This is a genomic window from Cohnella caldifontis, assembly GCF_029360585.1.
Taxonomy (GTDB): Bacteria; Bacillota; Bacilli; order Paenibacillales; family Paenibacillaceae; genus Cohnella; species Cohnella caldifontis.
Genome location: NZ_JAQZSJ010000001.1, coordinates 510251 through 531552, shown reverse-complemented (window position 1 = coordinate 531552; position 21302 = coordinate 510251). Strand labels below are relative to the sequence as shown.

16 protein-coding genes are annotated in these 21302 nt (G+C 61.2%); all 16 read left to right on the top strand.

The genetic code is table 11. The features are described 5' to 3' along the window. Nucleotides 1-16 precede the first annotated feature (16 nt). The 16 genes from PTZ19_RS02590 to PTZ19_RS02515 all read left to right on the top strand — a co-directional run bounded on the left by PTZ19_RS02590 (nt 17) and on the right by PTZ19_RS02515 (nt 21296). Nucleotides 17-1558 (top strand): class I adenylate-forming enzyme family protein, encoded by a 1542-nt coding sequence (locus tag PTZ19_RS02590; protein ID WP_276352290.1) that lies wholly within the window; start codon nt 17-19, stop codon nt 1556-1558. 30 nt (nt 1559-1588) lie between these two features. Next, nucleotides 1589-2437, top strand: a complete 849-nt coding sequence (locus tag PTZ19_RS02585) for an SDR family NAD(P)-dependent oxidoreductase (protein ID WP_276352194.1) — start codon at nt 1589-1591, stop codon at nt 2435-2437. Nucleotides 2438-2482: 45 nt separating this feature from the next. Next, nucleotides 2483-2896: an acyl-CoA thioesterase gene (locus PTZ19_RS02580; RefSeq protein ID WP_276352193.1), complete on the top strand. Its 414-nt coding sequence runs from the start codon at nt 2483-2485 to the stop codon at nt 2894-2896. Between the two features lie 19 nt (nt 2897-2915). Continuing rightward, a complete protein-coding gene (locus PTZ19_RS02575) occupies nt 2916-3440 on the top strand; it encodes a hypothetical protein (RefSeq protein WP_276352192.1) in 525 nt (174 codons plus the stop codon). A gap of 285 nt (nt 3441-3725) precedes the next feature. Next, nucleotides 3726-4943, top strand: a complete 1218-nt coding sequence (locus tag PTZ19_RS02570; protein ID WP_276352191.1) for a CaiB/BaiF CoA transferase family protein — start codon at nt 3726-3728, stop codon at nt 4941-4943. A gap of 44 nt (nt 4944-4987) precedes the next feature. Continuing rightward, nucleotides 4988-6610, top strand: a complete 1623-nt coding sequence (locus PTZ19_RS02565; protein WP_276352190.1) for an ABC transporter substrate-binding protein — start codon at nt 4988-4990, stop codon at nt 6608-6610. A gap of 17 nt (nt 6611-6627) precedes the next feature. Beyond that, the gene (locus PTZ19_RS02560) at nt 6628-7740 is read left to right on the top strand and encodes a CapA family protein (RefSeq protein WP_276352189.1); all 1113 of its coding nucleotides are present in this window, start codon (nt 6628-6630) and stop codon (nt 7738-7740) included. A gap of 539 nt (nt 7741-8279) precedes the next feature. Continuing rightward, a complete protein-coding gene (locus PTZ19_RS02555) occupies nt 8280-9227 on the top strand; it encodes an ABC transporter permease (protein WP_276352188.1) in 948 nt (315 codons plus the stop codon). Nucleotides 9228-9243: 16 nt separating this feature from the next. After that, nucleotides 9244-10143: an ABC transporter permease gene (locus PTZ19_RS02550; protein ID WP_276352187.1), complete on the top strand. Its 900-nt coding sequence runs from the start codon at nt 9244-9246 to the stop codon at nt 10141-10143. Between the two features lie 51 nt (nt 10144-10194). Beyond that, nucleotides 10195-12243 carry an ABC transporter ATP-binding protein gene (locus PTZ19_RS02545; protein WP_276352186.1) on the top strand — a complete coding sequence of 683 codons (2049 nt, stop codon included), beginning with the start codon at nt 10195-10197 and terminating at the stop codon, nt 12241-12243. A 55-nt stretch (nt 12244-12298) separates the two neighbouring features. Continuing rightward, nucleotides 12299-14032, top strand: a complete 1734-nt coding sequence (locus PTZ19_RS02540) for a CocE/NonD family hydrolase (RefSeq protein WP_276352185.1) — start codon at nt 12299-12301, stop codon at nt 14030-14032. Continuing rightward, the gene (locus tag PTZ19_RS02535; protein WP_276352184.1) at nt 14033-15250 is read left to right on the top strand and encodes an MFS transporter; all 1218 of its coding nucleotides are present in this window, start codon (nt 14033-14035) and stop codon (nt 15248-15250) included. A 119-nt stretch (nt 15251-15369) separates the two neighbouring features. Beyond that, complete coding sequence (locus PTZ19_RS02530) at nt 15370-16986, top strand: ABC transporter substrate-binding protein (protein WP_276352183.1); 1617 nt, start codon at nt 15370-15372, stop codon at nt 16984-16986. A gap of 62 nt (nt 16987-17048) precedes the next feature. Beyond that, nucleotides 17049-18686, top strand: coding sequence for an ABC transporter substrate-binding protein (locus tag PTZ19_RS02525; RefSeq protein WP_276352182.1), 1638 nt, complete (start codon nt 17049-17051; stop codon nt 18684-18686). A gap of 12 nt (nt 18687-18698) precedes the next feature. Further along, the gene (locus PTZ19_RS02520; protein WP_276352181.1) at nt 18699-19820 is read left to right on the top strand and encodes a CapA family protein; all 1122 of its coding nucleotides are present in this window, start codon (nt 18699-18701) and stop codon (nt 19818-19820) included. A 15-nt stretch (nt 19821-19835) separates the two neighbouring features. Then, the gene (locus PTZ19_RS02515; protein ID WP_276352180.1) at nt 19836-21296 is read left to right on the top strand and encodes a carboxylesterase/lipase family protein; all 1461 of its coding nucleotides are present in this window, start codon (nt 19836-19838) and stop codon (nt 21294-21296) included. The last annotated feature ends 6 nt before the right edge of the window (nt 21297-21302 follow it).

The following is a 21302-nucleotide window of genomic DNA, read 5'->3' as shown; positions in this document are numbered from 1 at the left end:
GATCGTGTTGAAAGCCATGGAAAGCAGCTTGTCGGTCTTCGGGCTGTTGGAGCAGGCGGCGGGTCGCGAGGCCGACAAGGAAGCCATATACGATCTGGCGCGCAGGATGACATACGGTGAATTGAAGCGGGAGGCGGAACGGCTCGCCGCGTCGCTGAGGTCGCTCGGCGTCGCGCCGGGCGACCGGGTGGCCGCCGCCTTGCCCAACTGGCACGAGACGGTCGTGCTGTATTTCGCCGCAGCCAGGCTCGGTGCCGTTCTCGTCCCGTTCAACCCGAAGTACCGAACGCACGAGGTGCGCCACATTTTGCAAAACTCGGGCTCCAAGCTCGTTTTCGTCTGCGAGGAGTTCGAAAACGTCGATTTCCTGACCGTCCGGTCTCTCGTGCAGGAGATCGTCACCGTGCGATACCGGAAGGACGGCTATCGTTCCTACGAAGATCTGCCGGCGTCGGTCGTGTCCGCCGAGTTGCCCGAAGTCGCGTTCCGTCCGGAAGAAGACGTGTTCTGCATCCTCTATACTTCGGGCACGACAGGAGCGCCGAAAGGCGCGCTGCTGACGCATAGCGCGTTGGTCCGTTCAGGCATCGCGATCGCGGACAGCATGCGCTGCACGGAGAACGACGTCTATCTCATTCTCGCTCCCGTCTTCCACGTGTTCGGACTGGGCTGCAACCTGCTGTCGGCGGTGTACCGCGGCTCGCGGATGGTCCTGCTCGACAAGTTCAAAGCGGGCAAAGCGCTGGACCTGATCCAGCGGGAAAAAGTGACGATCCAGCACGCGGTGCCTTCGATGCTGAACCTGGAGCTGAAGGATCCGGATTTCGACGCCTACGATTTGTCCTCGCTCCGTGCAGGGATGACCGGCGCGGCGCCTTGTCCGCCCGAGACGGTGCGGGGCGTACGCGAGCGGATGGGGATGCGGCTCAGCATCTCCTACGGGTCGACGGAGACGTGCACGGTGACGATTACGGAATACGACGATACCGAGCCGCATGTCCTGGAGACGATCGGCAAAGCGGTAAGCGGCGCCGAAGTGAGGATCGTGGGCAGCCGCAGGGAGACGCTGCCTTTCGGGGAAACCGGGGAAATCGCCTGCAGAGGCTTCGGCGTCATGAAAGGGTATTACGGATTGCCGGAACAAACGCGGGAAGTGCTCGATGAAGACGGATGGTTTTATACCGGGGATTTGGGCTCGATGGACGGCGACGGATACGTCCGTTACATGGGCCGCAAGAAAGAGCTGATCATCCGCGGCGGATTCAATATTTATCCCCAGGAAGTGGAACGTCTGTTGATCAACCACCCGAAAGTGCTGGAATGCGCCGTGCTCGGACTGCCCGATCCCGTCATGGGCGAAATCGTCTGCGCGGCGGTCAAGCTGCGCCCCGGACAGCAAGCGGACGCGGACGAAATCCTCGCCTATTTGAAACCGAATATCGCGCCGTTCAAACTGCCTTCCCGAATCGTATTCCTGGACGACTTGCCGGCGACGGCGAGCGGGAAAATCCAGAAAGTCAAGCTGCGGGACCTGATCCGGGAAATGGAAGCGGGTTGAGAACAGGCGATGGAGCGCGGATTTCGTGACATGACCGTCCTGATTACCGGAGGGGCCGGGGGGATCGGTTCGGCGGCGGCGGAATACTTTCTTTCGCGGGGCGCGAACGCGGCGATAGCCGATATCGACGAGGCTCGCCTGCGCCGGGTCGAGGAACGTCTGCAGGCGTATCGCGGAAGCATGCTGGCGATCCGGGAGACGGTCGCCGAACCGGAGGGCGCGGACCGGATCGTTCGGGAAACGGCGGCCCGCTTCGGCGCGGTCGACGTGTTGATCAACAACGCCGCCCTCGTGCGCGACCAGCTTTTACTCCGGATGTCCATCCGGCAATTCGACGAAGTGGTGGACGCCAATTTGAAAGGGGCATTCTATTGCGCCAAATCGGCCGTGCCCTTTATGATCGAACGGGGAGGCGGGCGCATCATCAACATGATCGCCGCGTCCGGACTCGGCGGCAATCCCGGACAGACGAATTACGCGGCCGCCAAGGGCGGGCTGCTGGCGATGACGCTGACGTGGAGCGCCGAACTGCGCAAACGCGGCATTGCCGTGAACGCGGTCATCCCCGCCGCCTGGACGCTGATGTCCGAAAGCATTCCGGAAGAAGTGCTGCTGAAGGCGGTCGGCCGGGAGACGCTCGAGCGGATGAAGGCGCGCAAGCCTTCGCAGGTCGCGCCGCTGCTCGGTTTTCTGGCATCCCCCGAAGGAGCGGAAGTGACCGGACAATGCTTGGCCGTCGGCGGCACGAAGTTGTCCGTGTGGGGGTATGCCCGCCCGGTTGCCGAACTGGAAGCCGCCGGCGAATGCTTCGGCGAAGAGGAAATCGGACGCTTTTTGCGGGAATCCATGCCGCAATCGCCCCCTCCGGCCCTGTTCTGAGCGGTGCCGGATCGCGCGGCGGTGCGGCGAAGAAAGGTGACCAACATGTTAAGCACCGAATGGGAGTTCAAAGTGCGTTTCGGGGAGACGGATGCGGCCGGCATCGCGTATTATCCGAATTTTTACAAATGGATGGACCAGGCTTCCCATGAAATGTTCGGCGCGATCGGATATTCCACGCGCAAACTGTTGGCGGAGCAGTTGGGCATTCCGCTGCTGGAGGCCCACTGCCAATTCCGCAAGCCGCTGTTGTTCGAAGATCTCGCGAAAGTCGTGTCGACGGTACAAGAAGTCGGCAACAAGACCGTCAAAATCGGACACGCCATTTACCGGGGCGAAGAGGTCGTCGCGGAAGGCTACGAAGTCCGCGCGTGGATCACCGGGTCGAGCGGGCAGATCAAAGCGACGGCGATCCCGGACCCGCTCCGCGCGGCTTTGACGGCCGGCGGCGACCATTAATGGGTGAGGAGCAAAACGAATGAAAACTTGGATCGATCGGATGTCCGCGATCCCGTGGTTTGCGTCCATCGGGAATCCGGATTCGCGGGACCGGGCGGAGGCGCTGCTCGAACCGGTTAAGGCCGCATTCGGCTTGCCGGACGTTCCCGTCCGTTGGCTGACGCTGCCGGAGGCGGGCGAATTCGTCAAACGTTACGACATCACCTCCAGTCCGATGTGGCCGACGTTATTCGAACTGCCGGAGCGAATCCGAACGGCAGCCGAACGCAACGGCCGAATGGAGGTTCTTTCTTTCGCCGCGGACGACCTGCCCGAAGCGGTCTTTCACGCCGCTTTCGGAGGCGCGTTTCCCGTATTGCAGGCGTTCGGACAAGAAGCCGTACGAAACGCGGTCTGCGCCGCGATGTACGTGAGCGGGTTGGCGGCGGGCTGGGAGCTTGCCGGGGAACCTCCGGAGTCGAATCCGCTTCAACCCGCCATCGCCTTGTTCGAACTCGGATACTGGCCGCTTGGCCTGTTCGAAGGACGCTTGTGTTTGCTGTAACGGCATTCGAACCATTCCGAACAGGGGATTCGAAATCGGACGACCCGGTGCCCGGCACATGAGGGCAGGGTCGTTTTTCTTCATGGGGCCGCGCGAAACGGACCGCCGCACCGGCATGGCAACGGCTCCGGTGATCCGGTTTCTACACCGCGCCGGATTCGCGTATGGGCTTTTCGTCCACGGTGCACGTTTTACGGAAACATAACCCTCTCTTATAATAGACGAAAATAGACAAAGAAAGCGATTTCACCTAGGGATCGAAGAGGAGCAAAGGAGAGGAACGGCATGGACCGAACAGCGCTCGAAGGGGTCGTTGTACTGGATTTTACGCAGTTCGAAGCGGGGACGGTATGCACGCAGACGTTGGCCTGGCTCGGAGCGGAAGTCATCAAGCTGGAACGGCCCGTCACGGGCGAGCAAGGGCGAGGAGCTTCCGCCGACAAGAAAGGGGCCGATTCCTACGGGTTCATCTTGCTGAATTCGAACAAGAAGTCGATCACCGTCGACGTGAAACGGCCGGAAGGCCGGGCGCTGGTTCTCAAGCTGGCGGAGAAAGCCGACGTGCTGGTCGAGAACTTCTCGCCCGGCGTGATCGAGCGGCTCGGCTTCGATTACGAGACGATCCGTTCCGTGAATCCGCGAATCGTATACGCCCAGATTAAAGGCTTCGGCTCGGACGGTCCCTACGCCGATTTTCCGGCATTCGACGCCATCGGACAGGCGGCGGGCGTCGTCATGAGTATTACCGGGGAAGCGGACGGACCGCCGATGCACGCCGGGGTCAACCTGGCCGACAGCGGAACCGGCTACCATTGCGCCATCGCGATCTTGGCGGCTTTGTACCAACGGACCGCGACGGGACGCGGACAGAAAATCGAAGTGGCGATGCAGGACGTCATGATCAACTTCAGCCGTTCGGCCTGGGGACGCCAGTTCATGACGGGCGAGGAAGCGCCGCGGGTCGGCAACGCGATGCCGATGGCCGCGGTCGCTCCCTGCAACGTATATCCCTGCAAGCCCGGCGGCCAAAACGATTATGTATTCATCTACACGTCGCGCGTGCCCGGAAGCCCGCAGTGGAAAAGGCTCCTGAAAGCGATCGGACGCGAAGATCTGCTGGACGATCCCCGCTTCGCGACGCCGGAATCGCGATACGAGCACCGTGAGGAGGTGGATGCCCTCATTCGCGCCTGGACGCGCGAAAGAACGAAAGAAGAGGCGATGGCGGAACTCGGCGCGGCCGACGTGCCGATCAGCGCGGTGTTTTCGACCCTTGACATTACCCGCGACGCTTATTTGCGCCAGCGGGGAACGATGGTCGAGATCGACCACCCGGTACGCGGGAAAATGGTCATTCCCGGCAATTCGATGAAGCTGTCGGATTCCGAAGTCGCGCTTAGGCCCGCGCCTCTCCTCGGCCAGCATAACGACGATGTCTACAAAGGGATGCTGGGACTGGCCGACGAGGAGATCGAACGTTTGCGGCAAGAGGGAGTCATTTGATTGGCAGATGAGTAAACAAACCACTAAAGGGAGCGTAAGGACTCATGTCTAGAAACGCATCGTTTTCCAAGAAATGGATTACGGTTTTAGCGGTAATCAGTCTGCTTGCGGCTGCCATTCTGGCGGGCTGTTCCAAAGACAACGGGGAGAAAACGCCCGCGGCGTCGTCCGGCGCTTCGCAGCCGGCGGATTCCGGCAAGGACGCCAGCCCGGGTTCGCCGAAAACCGGCGGCGTGCTGAAGATCGCCATGACCGGCGCGCCCGTCAATCTTGGCTTGGTCCCGAAATCCCGGACCGTGCAGGAAGTGCTGATGGCGGTGCCCGCGCTCGAGACGCTGGGCCGTTACGACGAGAAGGGCAATATCGTGCCGTGGCTGGCGGAGAGCTGGGAGACCGACCCGGACGCCAAGACGATCACGTACAAGCTGAAACAGGGCGTAAAGTTCCACGACGGCACGGATTTTAACGCCGAAGCGGTGAAATTCAACCTGGACCTGATGATCGAAGCGAAGCGGCAGGAGTTCAAGGACCTCGCTTCCGTCGACGTCGTCGACGCTTCTACCGTCAAACTGAACCTGTCGCAGTGGAACAGCAGCATGGTCGAGTCCGTCGCCAACTTCCTCTGGATCATGTCGCCGACGGCCTATCAGCAAATGGGCCAGGACGGGATCTCCAAGCATCCGGTCGGGACCGGTCCGTTCGAGTTCGTCAGCTTCCAGCAGGACGTGTCCGTCAAGTATAAGAAATTCGCCGGTTATTGGCAGCAGGGCAAGCCTTATCTGGACGGCATCGAATGGAGCGTCATCGCCGACCCGCTGACCGCGTCCGCCACGTTCCAGAACAAAGACGTAGACGCGTTCCTGAACGTGCCCGCGGATATCGCGAAGCAATTGACGGGGTCCGGCAACGTCATTAAACTGCAGTCCGGATTGGGCGCGCGGGCGGGCGGTCTCATCACCGACAGCGCGAATCCGAACTCGCCGTTCGCCGACGTTCGGGTGCGGCAAGCGCTGGGGTACGCGATCGACCGTCAGGAACTGGTAACGTCCATTTTGGGCGGGTTTGCGCTGGTGACGAACCAGTGGGGCACCCAGACGTCCTGGTCCTACAATCCCGACGTGGAAGGCCTGAAATACGATCCGGAAAAGGCCAAGCAGCTCCTGAAAGACGCGGGTTATCCGAACGGCTTCAAAACGACGATTTACAGCATCGGCCAGGATCAGATGGTCACCGCGATGCAAGGCTATTTGGCCCGCGTCGGAATCGACGCCAAGATCGAAGTGCTCGATACCGCCAAGTTCCAGGAAATGACGGGCGCCAAAGGCAAGTGGGACGGCATCATGCCGTACAACTTCCGGGGGGACGCCGACCTGGCCTTGTACATGCCGCGCAATTTCGGCGTAGGCGGCCCGCTGTACGCGAACAACATTTTGCATCCCGACGACGTGACCCAGCTGCTGGAGCAGGCCAAAACCGCCAAAGACCAAGAGACGAAGAAACAGATTTCCTTGGAATTGCAGAAGAAGGTTTTCGACGAGTACGCTCTCGCATACGCGATGTACGTCGACACCGCTCCGGCGGCGCTTCAGTCGTACGTCAAAGATTCCGGCATCAACCAAACTTACATGACGGTATTCACGCCCGAGAACGCATGGCTGGATAAGTAAGCAGGGAGGCACGGAGCATGACCCGCAGCCGATTGACGATGCTGAACGTCGGGGATATCATACTGGGCCCCGATCCCGAACCCTATTTCTCCGAAGTCAAGTCGACGCTGCAGGAGGCGGATCTCGTCGTCGGGCAGCTGGAAGTCACGCATACGACGCGGGACCGCCAGGCGATGGAGCTCGGCCGCCATCCGGACCACCTCGGTCCGCTCGCAACGAACGGTTTCGATCTGGTTACGATGGCCGGGAACCATCTGATGGACGCGGGAGCCGCCGGGGTGGAAGACACGATCGAGTGGCTGGACCGGCATCGGATCGCCCATGTCGGCGCCGGCATGAACCTGGAGGAAGCGAAGCGCCCCGTCATCCTCGAGCGGGGCGGGACGCGGATCGGTTACCTGAATTACAACTGCGTCGGCCCGAAATCGACTTGGGCCGCCGCGGACAAACCGGGCAACCCCTATCTGGAGATCATCACGCATTACGAATTGGAGCATGAGACGCCGGGCGGTCCTCCGACCGTCTACTCGTGGGCGACGATGCGGACTTTGAAAGCGATGGAAGACGATATCCGCGCGCTGCGCCCGCTGTGCGACGTACTCGTCGTGGCGTTCCACAAGGGCATCGGGCATACGCCGGCCAAAATCGCCCAGTACGAGCAGCAAGTCTCCTATGCGGCCGTCGATGCCGGAGCCGATCTGGTGGTCGCGCACCATGCCCATATCCTCCGGGGGGCGGAAGTGTACAAAGGGAAGACGATCTACCATGGACTCTGCAATTTCGTCACGTGGGTGCCCTTGCTGGCGCCGTCGGCCGATAAGGATCCCGATTCCTGGGCGATGCGCCGCATCGAGCTGTTCGGATTCGAGCCCGATCCGGAGTATCCGACTTACCCGTTCCATCCGGAAGCCGTCTATACGATGATCGCCAAATGCGTAATCGAAGACGGGGCGATCGTGCAAACCGGGTGGTTGCCATGCATCATCGAGAAGTCGGGCAAACCGGTCGTGCTGGGGCGGGACGGCAGAGGGCAGGAAGTGATGGACTACGTGGAGAAAATCACCCGCAAGGCGAGGCTCAACGCGAAGTACGAATGGGCGGGGGACGAAATCCTGATTCGCGCGGATTGACCGCGATGGACGCTGAGCAGGAATCAAACCGTCAGGCGGACGTTCCGCCTGACGGTTTTTTTTTCTACGGATGACTAATTGACATACTGAAGATTGGCCTTATGCCGATCGTTACGGACACCACAGCCGTTATTGGGGCAATGTCAACGTTTTTCAAATCGTAACGGACAACACGGACCTTAAGCGCAACACTTCGCGGCTAATCAGCGGTATTTTTGCTGAATAAGTGCAATCGTGTCCGTTAGAATACGATAGGTTGAGGAATGCCCCGATAACGTCCTCTGTGTCCCTTAAACCTGATGGTGTCCGTGTTTTTCGACCTGGGATGCGAGTGGGTCAGCCGTAGTTTTTTTCGTTTGCGGCCGTTTAGCCGCATTCGTCTACGGTGACTGAAAAATCCCCTTGCGATTCCTACTTTTTGCAGGTTTCCCAAAGCAACTCGTTTCTTTACAATGGAGAAAAATAGATCCCGCAGCTTGACCGTATGCAGGGATTGTAAGCGCTGACAAATCGAAACAGAGAGAGGGAGACCTGGAAACATGCTGACCTTTATCGTGCGAAGGTTGATTATGACGATCGCGATCCTGTTCATCGTAAGCCTTATCGTCTTCACGATCATGCATATGCTGCCGGGCGACCCGGTGGCCATCATGCTGGGCGATCAGGCTTCCGTGGAAGAGATCGAGCGCCTGAGGACCGAACTGGGGCTCGACAAACCTTTGCCCGTTCAATACGCGGATTGGCTGTTGAACGTGCTGCAGGGCGATTTGGGACGATCGATTTCGTATAACGAGGACGTAGGTCAGCTCGTTCGGGACCGGCTCCCGATTTCTTTCCACATCGGGTTAAGCGCCTTCGTACTGGCGATCGTGCTCGGAATCCCGGCCGGCATCATCGCGGCCGTGAAACGCGGCGGGTGGCTGGATTCGCTCATCACCGTCACCGCGAACCTCGGCATGGCGGTACCGGTATTTTGGCTGGGCATTCTCGGCGTCTACTTGTTCAGCTTGAAGCTGGGCTGGCTGCCGGTGCAAGGGTACACGTCCCCGTTCGAAGATTTGGGGCAAAGCTTCCGCCAGACGGTGATGCCGGTCGTCTTGCTGTCGCTCGGCGCGCTGGCGACGTTGGCCCGCCAGACCCGCTCCTCCATGCTCGAGGTGATCCGGCAGGACTATATCCGCACGGCGCGCGCCAAAGGCGTGAAGGAAAACCGCGTCATCATGAAGCACGCGCTGCGCAACGCGCTCATCCCGATCATCACGATTCTGGGCATGGGGCTGGCCTCGCTGGTCGGCGGATCGGTGTTTATCGAGCAGGTATTCAACATCCCCGGCATGGGCCGGTTGATGGTGCAATCGATCTTCGGCAAAGATTACGTCGTCGTGCAGAGCGTCGTGCTGATCGTGGCCAGCGTGGTCGCGCTCGGCAATTTGGCGGTCGATATCGCTTACGGCCTCATCGATCCTAGAATTCGTTTGGGCAAATAACCGGGGAGGGACTCCAATGACGACACCATCCGCAGCCGATGCTGCTTCCATGTTTGAGCTGCCTCCGCAAACGAGCAGCGTCAGACGGTTTTTGCGCGTATTCCTCGCCCGCAAGATCGTGATTGCGGGACTCAGCGTTCTCACGCTTATGGTGCTGATGGCGATATTCGCTCCGCTGCTTGCGCCGCACGACCCTTATGGTCAAGATTTGTCGATGTCTCTGAAACAGCCTTCAGCCGAATATTGGCTCGGGACCGACATGCTGGGCCGCGACGTGCTAAGCCGGATTATTTACGGATCCCGGGTTTCGCTGATCGTCGGCCTCGTCGCGGTCCTCATCGCCGGGGCGATCGGGATGACGATCGGCCTGCTGTCGGGCTTTTTCGGCGGCTGGGTGGATACGGTGCTCATGCGCGTCATGGACGCGATGATCGCCATTCCGATGATCGTGCTGGCCATGGCGCTCGGCGCGATTCTCGGCGGAGGCATCGTGAACGTCATCGTGGCGCTCGGCATCGCGATCGTGCCCGCCTACGCCCGGTTGATGCGCGGACAGGTGCTGTCCGTCAAGCAGTCGGATTACGTGATGGCCGGCGTCGTGACGGGGGTCGGCAACGTGAGGAACATGCTCGTGCACGTGCTGCCCAATTGCCTCTCGCCGCTGATCGTGCTGCTCACGATGAACCTCGGCATGGCGATCCTGGCCGAGGCCGGGCTCAGCTTCCTGGGTCTCGGCATCGCGCCTCCCGGGGCGTCCTGGGGGTCGATGGTCAACGACGGCTACCGGTATCTGCTGTCCAACCCGGTCCTGTCTCTGGCTCCCGGCGTCGCGATTCTCATCGTCGTGCTGGCGTTCAACGTGGTGGGAGACGCGCTGCGGGACGCATTGGACCCGCGGCTTCGGGGGATGGAGTAACCGCAAACGGCGACCGTGAGGATGAAAGAGACAGATTCAGGAGGGTAAACCATGAGCCATCTTCTCGAAGTCCGGAATTTGAAAACCTATTTCAACGTGGACGGAACCACGGTTAAAGCCGTCGACGGGGTGTCGTACCACATCGACGCCGGCGAAATCGTGGCGTTTGTCGGCGAGAGCGGCAGCGGCAAATCGGTGACGCAATACTCCGGCCTGCAGCTGATTCCGTCGCCGCCGGGCAAAATCGTGGGCGGAAGCGTGAAGTTCGAAGGGAACGATCTGCTGCGATTCGCCCCGAACGGAGAAGAGATGCGGGACGTCCGAGGGGGAAAGATCGGCATCGTCTTCCAGGAGCCGATGACCTCCCTGAACCCGATCATGACGGTCGGCAAACAAATCGCCGAATCCGTCATGCTCCACTTGAAGATGGGCAAAGCCGAAGCGAGGCGGCGGGCGATCGAGCTGATCCAATTGGTGGGCATCCCCGATGCCGAGCACCGCGTCGATTATTACCCCCATCAATTCAGCGGGGGCATGCGCCAACGCATCATGATCGCCATGGCGTTGTCCTGCAACCCGAAGCTGCTGATCGCGGACGAAGCGACGACGGCGCTGGACGTGACGACCCAGGCCCAGCTGTTGGAGATGATGCGCGACGTGGTGAAGAAAACGAACACCTCGCTGATCTTGGTGACGCATAACTTGGGAATCGTCGCCCGTTACGCGGAGCGGATCTACGTGATGTACGCCGGCGGGATCGTCGAATCGGGCACGACCAAAGAAATATTCGGCAGCCCCAAGCATCCGTATACGATCGGATTGTTGAAAGCGGTCCCGCGGCTGGACGACCCGAAAGACCGCAAGCTCGTGGCCATCGACGGGCTGCCGCCCAACCTGGCCCACAAATCCGAATTTTGCGCTTTCCTGCCGCGTTGTCCGTTCAAGACCGAAGCTTGCCAGAGCCGGCCGGCGCCGGAACTGAGGGAAACGGGTCCCGGGCATTTCGCCGCCTGCCACGAAGAAGTCGCCGCCTCGGGCGGGGCGGAGCGGGGCCTTGCTTCCGTCTCGATCTCATCCGTCCAAGAAGCCCAGGCGCCGGAACGGGAAGTTCCAGAACGGAGCGTGGCGGCGGAGACGATGCTCGAGGTGCGCCATCTCAAAATGTATTTCCCGGTGACCAGGGGGCTGCTCGGCCGGAAGGTCGCCGACATCAAAGCGGTGGACGACGTCAGTTTCGAAATCCGAAAAGGCGAGACGCTCGGCTTGGTCGGCGAAAGCGGCTGCGGCAAAACGACGGTCGCCCGGAGCGTGCTTCGCATGTACGAGCCCACGGACGGACAGATCGTGTTCCGGGGCCATGACATTACCCGGATGTCGATGAACCGGCTTCGCCCGCTGCGCCGCGAGATGCCGATGATTTTCCAGGATCCGTTCAGTTCGCTCGATCCGCGCCAATCGGTCGGCAACATCGTCGGGGAACCGCTGAAGGTCCACGGGCTGGTCAAAAACGCGAAGGAATACGAGGAAAGGCTGACGGAGCTGTTCACCCTGGTCGGCTTGAATCCGGGCGTCCGCAACCGGATGCCTCACGAGTTCAGCGGCGGGCAGCGCCAGAGAATCGGGATCGCGCGCGCATTGGCGAGCAATCCCTCCTTTATCGTGTGCGATGAAGCGATTTCGGCGCTGGACGTATCCATCCAGGCCCAGATCATCAACCTGCTCGAAGATTTGCAGCGCAAGCTGGGGCTGACGTATTTGTTCATCGCCCACGATCTGTCCGTCGTCCGGCACATCAGCGACCGCGTCGCCGTCATGTATTTGGGCAAAATCGTGGAAATCGCGGACTGGAAAACGCTCTACGAGAGCCCGAAACATCCGTATACGCAAATGCTGCTGTCGGCCGTGCCGATTCCCGATCCGTTCGTTGAGGAGCGGCGCGAGCACGTCGTGATCCAAGGCGAAGTGCCGAGCCTGCTCAACAAACCGAAAGGCTGCAGCTTCTCCAACCGCTGCCCGTTCGCGACTGCGGCGTGCAAAGAATCCGAACCGCCGCTGCGCTCCGTCGCGGAAGGGCATGGCGTCGCCTGCCTCCGGGCGTAAGCCGAAACCGGGCGCTGCCCCTTGCGTACGTCGATCATCAGAAAGGGATGAAGGAATGGGACACACGATTGCCATCGAGCTCGACGTCGCCATGGAATTGTCCGACGGCGTCCGACTCAGAGCGGACATCTACCGTCCGGAAGGGCCCGGCGCGAATCCGGCGATCCTGATCCGCACGCCGTATAACAAAATCCGCTTCGAAGGCGGCTTGTTCGATCCCGTCGCGCTGGCCCGCGCGGGTTACGCCGTCGTGATCCAGGACATCCGGGGCCGCTACGCCTCCGAAGGCGTATGGGAACGTCACCGCATGTTCGAAGTGGAAGGCACGGACGGCTTCGAGTCGGTGGAATGGATCGCGGAGCAGCGGTGGTGCGACGGGAACGTCGCGCTGGCCGGGCCTTCCTATCTGACGGCCATGCAGTGGATCGCGGCGATGGCCGCGCCGCCGCATTTGAAGGCGTTTGTCCCTTGCGTAGGGGACATCGGCACGAACATCGCGCCGAATCCGGAAACCGGGGCCGTCTCGTTCTATTCGGCGGCCAACGCGTTGCCGATGACCGCGTTCGATCTCGTCGAGAAAATGAAAGCGCAAGGGGAAGACGTCTCGGAGATCGCCGCGTATCTGGAGCGGATGCGGCAGGATCCGCAGTGGGTCGTCAATTACCTGCCGTTCAAACAATTTCCGCTCGCGAAATATCCCGCCTTTCGCGCCATGCTCGAGCAGCGCTTGACCCCGCCTTCCCCCGAAGTGCTGCGCGAAAGGCGGAGGTACGACCGGGTCAAGGTGCCGGGACTGCATGTGGGCGGGTGGTTCGACCAATTGGAATGGTCGATATTCGAACATTGCCGCAAGCTGAAGCAGCATGCGGGCACCGAATTTGCCCGAAGCGGCCAGCATCTGCTGGTCGGCCCCTGGGATCACGGCAGTCCGAAAAGCTTCCTGGGCGAGCTGGAGTTCGGGCCGTCCTCCGCGGACGAGCTGACGCTGCGCGGGCATGTGGTCGATTTCTACGATAAGTACTTGCGGGGCCGAGACGTGGACGTCCCGGCCGTGCGATATTTCGTGATGGGACGCAACGAATGGCGCACCGGGGAAACGTGGCCGCTGCCGCAGACCAGATGGGAGCGTTGGTTTCTTCACAGCGGCGGCCGCGCGAACACGGCCGGGGGCGACGGAGCGCTGAACCGCGAGGAGCCCGGGCTCGAGCCCCGCGACCGTTATGCGTATGATCCGCTCGATCCGGTTCCGACCATAGGCGGCCGGCTGCTGCCGATGGCGGGTCTGGTGCCGGGTCCGTTCGATCAAGCATTGATCGAGCGGCGGAACGACGTTCTCTGTTATACGTCTCCGGAACTGACGGAGGAGATGGAGGTCACGGGCCCGCTCGCCCTGCAGCTGGCCGCCGCCACGACCGCGGCGGACACCGACTTTACGGCGAAGCTGACGGACGTATTCCCGGACGGAAGGTCGATTCTGATCGCGGAGGGCATCCAAAGGGCGAGCCATCGCCGCCGCGACGGCCGAGCGGCGGCGCTTCCGCCGGACGAGCCGGTTCGGTATTCGGTGAGTCTGGGAAATACGAGCTATGCCTTCCGGAAAGGACACCGGATTCGGCTGCACGTCTCCAGCAGCAATTTTCCGTTGTATGACCGGAACATGAATACGGGCCGTCCGAGCGGGGAAGACGCCGTCGGGGTCATCGCGGAGCAGACGGTCTATCATGAAACGGGATGGTTGTCCTATCTCGATCTGCCCGTTATCCCGAATGCCGAAGAAGGCGCCGGGTGATTGGACTGGAAGCGTACGTTATGGGTGCTTTGGGTCGCCAATCTGATTTTTTCGACGGGAATCAGCCTGTTTCTGCCTTTTTTGCCGTTCTACATTCAAGAACTTGGCGTTCGGGATACCGATGACGTCGTCCGATGGTCGGGGTGGATTTTCACGAGCCAGTCCGTCACCGCGGTCCTCTTTCAACCGTTATGGGGATCGATCGCCGACAAGCGGGGACATAAAGGAATGCTGCTGCGCTCGGGCATCGGCATGGCGGTCATGACGATTTTGATGGGCTTTGCCGCCGCTCCGTGGCAGCTGCTGGTTTTGCGTCTGCTGAACGGCGTCTTGTCCGGATTCATCGCCATGTCGGTCTCGTTCCAAGCGTCCATCACGCCGGAGAAACACGCGGGGAAGGCGCTGGGCTTGATGCAGACCGGCCAGACGGCCGGCATGCTGATCGGTCCGCTGCTGGGCGGCGGGATCGCGGAGCTGCTCGGGTTTCGCCAAGTGTTTCTGCTTACCGGCGTGTTGTCGTTATTGGCGACGCTGTGCGTCGGCGTGTTCGTAAACAACCGGCCGGTTGAAACCAATAGGGACAGCGACGCGCCCCGGAAACCCGTTCCCGGATCGGCCGGCTGGAAGCCTTTGATTCCGCTGCTTCCCGTGTTTGCGGTCACCGCGGTGACGCAGCTCGGCATGATGTCGATTCAGCCGATCGTCACCGTCTACACCCAAATGATCTACGGGGGTTCACACGTGACGGTAATCGCCGGACTGGTCGTCGCCATGACCGGCATCGGCAACCTCATCGGATCGCCCTTCGTCGGCCGGATCGGGGACAGGATCGGACATCGCAAAATGCTGGTCCTGCTCCTGTTCCTGGCCGGCATCTCCCTGCTGCCGCAAGCGTTGTTTTCCAGCCTCTGGATTCTGCTGGTTTGCCGCTTTTTCCTGGGCTTGTTCGTAGGCGGCGCGACCACCTCGCTCAGCGTCCTGGTCAAGCGATTGGCTCCGAAGGATACCGTATCCCGGGCTTTCGGGTTCAGCGCCTCCAGCCGGTTTCTCGGGAATTTCGCGGGACCGCTGATCGGAAGCGCGGTCGCCGCCTCTTTCGGATTCCGGGAGGTTTTTGCCGTCACCTCGGCCGTTTTCCTGCTCAACGGGGCGTTTCTTGTCTTGTACCGGGGGATGGGAACGGTACCGGAACGCGGGCGATTCCGTCGTCCATCGTAAAGAAAATACGCGAAGGAAAATCCGCCACCATGAACGTATCGTTCATCTGGCGGATTCTTTACAATGACATTGAAAACGCTGTCATACGAAAAAACGTTACCACTCGAAGGGGGATGCCGATGAACAAGAAATCCGTCTTTTCGCTCGTTTTAACCGCCTTGCTGGTCGGCGGGGCGCTGTTGTCCGGTTGTTCGAAATCGTCTTCGGAAGGCGGCGCCGAATCGAAGCCTGCCGCCGGCGCGCCAAGCGCGTCCGGTTCCGCTCAGCCGTCCGCCTCGCCTGCTGCGCAAGGCGGCACGCTCAGAATCATCGCTTCGTTCGACGCCACCGCGATCGGGTACAATCCGGAAATCCGCTCGATCTCCGATTTCATGATCAGCGCGACGGCGCTGGAAGCGCTGGGCCGCTACGACCGGGACGCCAAGCTCGTTCCGTTCCTCGCGGACAGCTGGCAGACGGATGCCGACGCCAAGACGATCACGATCAAGCTGAAGCCGGGCATCAAATTCACCGACGGCACGGATTTCAACGCCGCGGTGGTTCAATGGAACCTGGAGCAATACCGGCTTTCCAATAAACCGGTTTTCAACGAGAAGGATACGAAATCGATCGAAGCCGTAGACGACTCGACGGTCCGCATCAACCTGAACACGTGGGATATCGGGTTATTGGACGCCGTTCTCGTCATTCAGATGTCTTCGCCGTCCGCTTTCGAGAAGAACGGCAAGGAATGGGCGACGACGCACCCGGTCGGCACGGGACCGTTCGTTCTGGACGACTGGCAGAAAGACGTCTCCGTCAAATTCAAGAAAAACGAGAACTATTGGCAGAAGGGCATGCCGTACCTGGACGCGGTCGAATGGAAAATCATCGGCGATCCGCAGACCGCGGAGGCCGCGCTGCAGGCCAAAGAAGCCGACGCTTATTTCGGCGCGTCCCCGCAAGCGGCGAAAAACCTCGCGGGCAGCTTCCAGGTCGTCAATTTGGAAAACGGCAACGGCAGCGCGGGACCGACGATCTACATCGCCGGCGACGACGCTTCCTCGCCCTGGTCGAACGTGAAGGTGCGCCAAGCCCTGTCTTACGCGATCGACCGCCAGGCGCTCGTCGACTCGCTGAACTTCGGTTACGGCATGCCGACCAACCAATACGGCATTCCGGGAACCTGGTCTTATAACGATGAGGTCAAGATCGGCTACGATCCCGACAAGGCGAAGCAACTGCTGTCCGAAGCGGGCTACGGGAACGGCTTCAAAACGGAATTGACGTTCGCCAACGGTCCGGACGCGGTGCAGCTGTATACGGCGGTTCAAGCTTACCTCGCCAAAGTGGGCATCGACGTCCAATTGGTTCCCGTCGAAAATGCCAAATTCAGGGAGATTTCCGGGGCGAAGGGCAGTTGGAAAGGATTGCTCGGGTATGTGTTCCGGGTCGATACGGATCCGTCGTTCAACATGATCCGGAACTTCGCCTCCTTCGGGACGAACACGCGGAGCTCCGCGCACGTCGCCGAATTCGACGATTTGCTGAAGCAATCCAGAACCGTGGCGGATTTCGACGCCAAGAAGGCCGCCACCATGACGCTGCAGAAGAAAGCGTTCGACGAATACGCGCTTGCCGTTCCGCTGTACGTGAACAGCGCGCTGACGATCCAATCGAAACAAGTGCATGACGCCGGCATGGATACGACCTACATGGTCAGCTGGACGCCGGAAACCGCGAAGCTGGACAAATAAAAAACGCTGAATACGGCCTGTCCGAACCGGGATAGGCCGTATCCCATAAAGGAGTTGCTTCCATGCGCAACACCCGCGCCCGGAGACGCCTGCTCGTCTCCCTCCTCTTCACGCTCGCCGTCTCCTTGCCGGCGGCAGGCTGCTCTTCGCAGGGCAAAACCGAGACGCCGGCCGCCCCGTCCGGAGAATCGTCCGCTCCATCCGGAAACGCGTCGGCCCCGTCCGGGGACGCCGCGGCCAAATCCGGAGGCACGCTGAACGTGGCTTCCCTGGAAGACGCCGTCATCCTGGGCAATCCGCCGACGATCATGAACCAAGCCGATCCCAATTACGCGGCGCCGGCCGTCGAACGGTTATTCAGACGGACCGACGACGGGGAGATCGAGCCGTTTCTGGCCAAAGGCTACGAAGTCGCAGCCGATCGAACCTCCATTACGATCGGGCTCAATCAGGGGATCAAGTTCCATGACGGCGCCGATTTCAACGCCGATGCGGTGAAATGGAATTTGGACCGCTATATCGAGACCAAACGGTCGGAGCTCGCCAAAGTCCGCTCGGTGGACGTCGTCGACGAATATACCGTCAAGCTGAACTTGACCGAATACGACGGATTGCTCCTTCCGTATTTGTCCAGCATCCCGGGCATGATGATCTCGCCGAAATCGGCGGGGGAGCACGATCCGCAATGGACGGAGACGCATCCGGTCGGCACGGGTCCCTACAAGTTCGTAAGCTGGGACCGCAGCCAAAAAATCGTCTACGAGAAATTCGCGGATTACTGGCAAGGGGAGCCCAAGCTGGACCGGCTCGTCATCTCCGTCATCGCCGATCCGATGACGCAAGCCGCGGCGTTCGAGAACGGCGACGTCGACGTGCTGATGAACGTCGACGCGAAAAGCGCGAGCGATCTGCAAGCCAAAGGGAAGTTCGACGTCACGCCGTCCAAGCTGGCCAACGCCGTGCTCGGACTCGTACCGGACAGCGCGCATGAGAAATCGGTTTACGCGAACCTCAAGGTGCGCCAGGCCGTATGGCACGCCATCGATTTCGCCGCGATCGCCAAAACGCTCGGGTACGGCTTCTTCGAGCCGACGACCCAATTGGCCGCTCCGGGCAGCGCGGCATACAACGCCGACGTGAAAGGGTATGCCTACGATCCGGAAGCCGCGAAGAAGCTGCTGGCCGAAGCGGGGTACGCGCAAGGATTCGACACGACCTTGTATGCGCAAAACACCGCGGGGTACGCCAACATCTTAACGGCCGCGCAAGGCTACCTGAAGGCAGTGGGCATTAACGCCAAAGTCGAACTGCTGGATCAGGGCAAATACGCCACGATGCTGACCGGCGGTCCGGAGAAAGGCGGGTGGTCCGACGGCCTGACGATTATCCCGTTCACGGTGGTGCCGAACGAGCTGGGCGCGTATACCCGTCTGCTCGGTCCGCAAGTCTCCGCGGTCCGCATGCCTTCTCTGTACAACCCGGACGAGATGAAAACCTTGATCGGCGAAGCGGCGGTCGAGCCGGACCCGGACAAAGCCAGAAATTTGGTGCGGCAGATCCAAAAAGTCGCCACCGACGATCAAGCGGCCCTTTTCTGGATCTACGCCTCCAAGAACGTATCGGCTAAACAGAAGTACGTGAAGGACGACCATTTCAACTCGCCGCAATGGACGCCCGAACAAGTATGGCTCGACAAGTAAGGAGACCGGAGCATGGATAATCGCATCACGTTGATGGCCGTAGGAGACGTCGGGCCGAATCGGAAGGATCCGGATTCCATCTTCGAATACGCGGCGCCGGGCATCCGGCAGGCCGATGTCGCGTTCTGCCAGCTGGAGCCGGCGCTATCGCGGAGGGGAACGCCGCTGCCGCAAGCCCGGTTGCCCATGCGCGCGGATCCGGGCGCGGCCGGGGCGATCGGCAGGGCCGGGTTCCACGTGGCCTCGTTCGCCAGCAACCATTGCATGGACTGGGGCCGGGAGGCTCTCCAGGACACGATCGACGCGCTGCGGGAGCAAGGGCTGCAGGTGATCGGGGCCGGCCGGAACCTGAGCGAAGCCAGAGCGCCGGCGATCGTGGAAAGACGGGGCGTTCGCGTCGCCTTCCTGGCCTACAACTCCATTCTTCCGCAAGGATACTGGGCGGAGAGCGACCGCCCGGGTTGCGCTCCCCTGCGCGCCCATACGCTGTATGAGCAAATCGAGCACGACCAGCCGGGCACTCCTGCCCGGGTGCTCACGTACCCCCATCGGGGCGACCTGCGGGCGATGGAGGAGGATGTCTCGCGGGCCAAGTCGCTTGCGGATGTCGTCGTCGTTTCGATGCACTGGGGCATCCATTTCGTGCCGGCCGTTTTGTCCGATTATCAGAAGGAACTCGCTTACGCGGCGATCGACGCCGGAGCCGATCTGATCGCGGGGCATCATCCCCATATTCTGAAGGGCATCGAGGTATACCGGGGGAAAGCGATTTTCTACAGTCTCGGCAACTTCGCGCTGGAGTCGCCCTTTACGTTCGCGGAGAACCTGGCCGAGAAGGAATCGCATCGGGAAATCGCCCGTCTGAATCCGGAATTCGGGAAAGGCGGAGCCGAGCTGCCTCCCGATACGTTCATGTCGATCGCCGTGCGGTGCTCGTGTTCGGATCGGGGCGTCGAGCGGGTCGCTTTCCAGCCCGTCATGATCGATCGGACGCAGCGCCCGGAGCCGCTCGCGGCGGACGATCCGCGATTCGGCGACATCGTGCGGTACGTGGAGCGGATTTCGAAGGATCAAGGACTGCCGTTCGAATACACCGTGGAAGGCGACGAAGCCGTCGTTGCCTGCGAAACGTAAAGGAGCTGCTGCAGCATGAGGACGTTGGTCGACACCCGGTACGGAAAATTGCAAGGCAGGCTCGAAGACGGAATCGGCGTCTGGAGAGGCGTCCCGTACGCCCAACCGCCGACGGGGCCGCTGCGGTTTCGGCCTCCGCAGCCGCCCGAGGCTTGGAGCGGCATTCGGGACGCTTCCGATTTCGGTCCCGCCGCCAAACAAATTTTGCGCGAGAACCGGATCTTATCGCCGAAGGGACACTCCGAGGATTGTTTGTATCTGAATATCTGGTCGCCGGGAGCGGATGACCGGAGACGGCCGGTCATGGTCTGGATCCACGGCGGGTTTTTCGCGATGGGCTCGGGCTCCGATCCCCGGTTCGACGGCGCGACGTTCGCCCGAAGCGGGGATACGGTGCTCGTGACGATCAATTACCGGCTCGGGGCGCTCGGGTTCCTGCAGCTCCGGGGGATCGGCGGACCCGAATACGACGAATGCGGGAATTTGGGCTTGCAGGATCAAGTCGCGGCTTTGCGCTGGATCCGGGAGAACATCGCGGCGTTCGGCGGAGACCCGAACCGCGTGACGATATTCGGCCAATCCGCCGGGGGGAGAAGCGTCGGCGCGCTGCTGGCCATGCCGTCGGCAGCCGGCTTGTTCCAGCAAGCGATCATCCACAGCGGCGGCCTTCGCACCTATACGACGACGGCCGGCGCGTCGGAAATCGCGGCATCGATGTTAGCCAAGCTGAAGGTGCCGCCCGAAGAGATCGGCCGACTGCGGAGTCTTACCGCGGAAAGCCTGTTGGAAGCGGCTCCACCGCTGCGCGCCGGCCGCAGCCTGGAGCCGACCGTCGGCGGTCCGGCGTTTCCCGCGGGCCCGCTGAAAGCGGCGGAAGCCGGAGCAGCCCGCAACATCAACGTGATGATCGGGTACACGCGGAACGACTTCACCCGGGCTTTCGATCCGCGCTGGGCGGAGATGGGCGAAGAAGAACTGCTGCAGGATTTCGCCGGGAGAATCGGCCCTTTATGGCCCGAGATTTCCCCGTACTACCTGGAGCGGGAACGGAATGAGCCGGACCTGGCGGAGAAGCTGCTGCCCCTGCTCATCCGCAACGAGTTCATCGCGCCGGCCGTCCGATTGGCGGAACTGCAAATTCGGCACGGGGCGACCGTGCGGATGTTCCGGTTCGACCGGCAGAATCCGAATACGGGATACGCCATGCACGGCGACGAGCTTCCGTACGTGTTCAACCGTCCGAATCCCTACGACGATCCGGCGCTGGCCGAACGCATGTTTCGCGCGTGGATCGCGTTCGCGCGAACCGGCGACCCGAATGCGGGAGACGGGCCCGACTGGCCGGCTTACGATACGGAGCGCAGATCGGTCATGGTATTCGATGCCGAGAGCAGGGTGGAAGACGACCCGTGCCGCGAGGAGCGGCAGCAATGGGAACAAGCCGAACGGCGCCTGTCGGCCGGCGGCCATGCGTGAAACGGG

Coding starts and splice junctions, on each gene's coding strand:
- PTZ19_RS02545 (WP_276352186.1), top strand. CDS start 10,195: ATGAGCCATCTTCTCGAAGTCCGGAATTTGAAAACCTATTTCAACGTG.
- PTZ19_RS02560 (WP_276352189.1), top strand. CDS start 6,628: ATGACCCGCAGCCGATTGACGATGCTGAACGTCGGGGATATCATACTG.
- PTZ19_RS02590 (WP_276352290.1), top strand. CDS start 17: ATGGAAAGCAGCTTGTCGGTCTTCGGGCTGTTGGAGCAGGCGGCGGGT.
- PTZ19_RS02585 (WP_276352194.1), top strand. CDS start 1,589: ATGACCGTCCTGATTACCGGAGGGGCCGGGGGGATCGGTTCGGCGGCG.
- PTZ19_RS02570 (WP_276352191.1), top strand. CDS start 3,726: ATGGACCGAACAGCGCTCGAAGGGGTCGTTGTACTGGATTTTACGCAG.
- PTZ19_RS02515 (WP_276352180.1), top strand. CDS start 19,836: ATGAGGACGTTGGTCGACACCCGGTACGGAAAATTGCAAGGCAGGCTC.
- PTZ19_RS02575 (WP_276352192.1), top strand. CDS start 2,916: ATGAAAACTTGGATCGATCGGATGTCCGCGATCCCGTGGTTTGCGTCC.
- PTZ19_RS02580 (WP_276352193.1), top strand. CDS start 2,483: ATGTTAAGCACCGAATGGGAGTTCAAAGTGCGTTTCGGGGAGACGGAT.
- PTZ19_RS02565 (WP_276352190.1), top strand. CDS start 4,988: ATGTCTAGAAACGCATCGTTTTCCAAGAAATGGATTACGGTTTTAGCG.
- PTZ19_RS02550 (WP_276352187.1), top strand. CDS start 9,244: ATGACGACACCATCCGCAGCCGATGCTGCTTCCATGTTTGAGCTGCCT.
- PTZ19_RS02520 (WP_276352181.1), top strand. CDS start 18,699: ATGGATAATCGCATCACGTTGATGGCCGTAGGAGACGTCGGGCCGAAT.
- PTZ19_RS02555 (WP_276352188.1), top strand. CDS start 8,280: ATGCTGACCTTTATCGTGCGAAGGTTGATTATGACGATCGCGATCCTG.
- PTZ19_RS02525 (WP_276352182.1), top strand. CDS start 17,049: ATGCGCAACACCCGCGCCCGGAGACGCCTGCTCGTCTCCCTCCTCTTC.
- PTZ19_RS02530 (WP_276352183.1), top strand. CDS start 15,370: ATGAACAAGAAATCCGTCTTTTCGCTCGTTTTAACCGCCTTGCTGGTC.
- PTZ19_RS02540 (WP_276352185.1), top strand. CDS start 12,299: ATGGGACACACGATTGCCATCGAGCTCGACGTCGCCATGGAATTGTCC.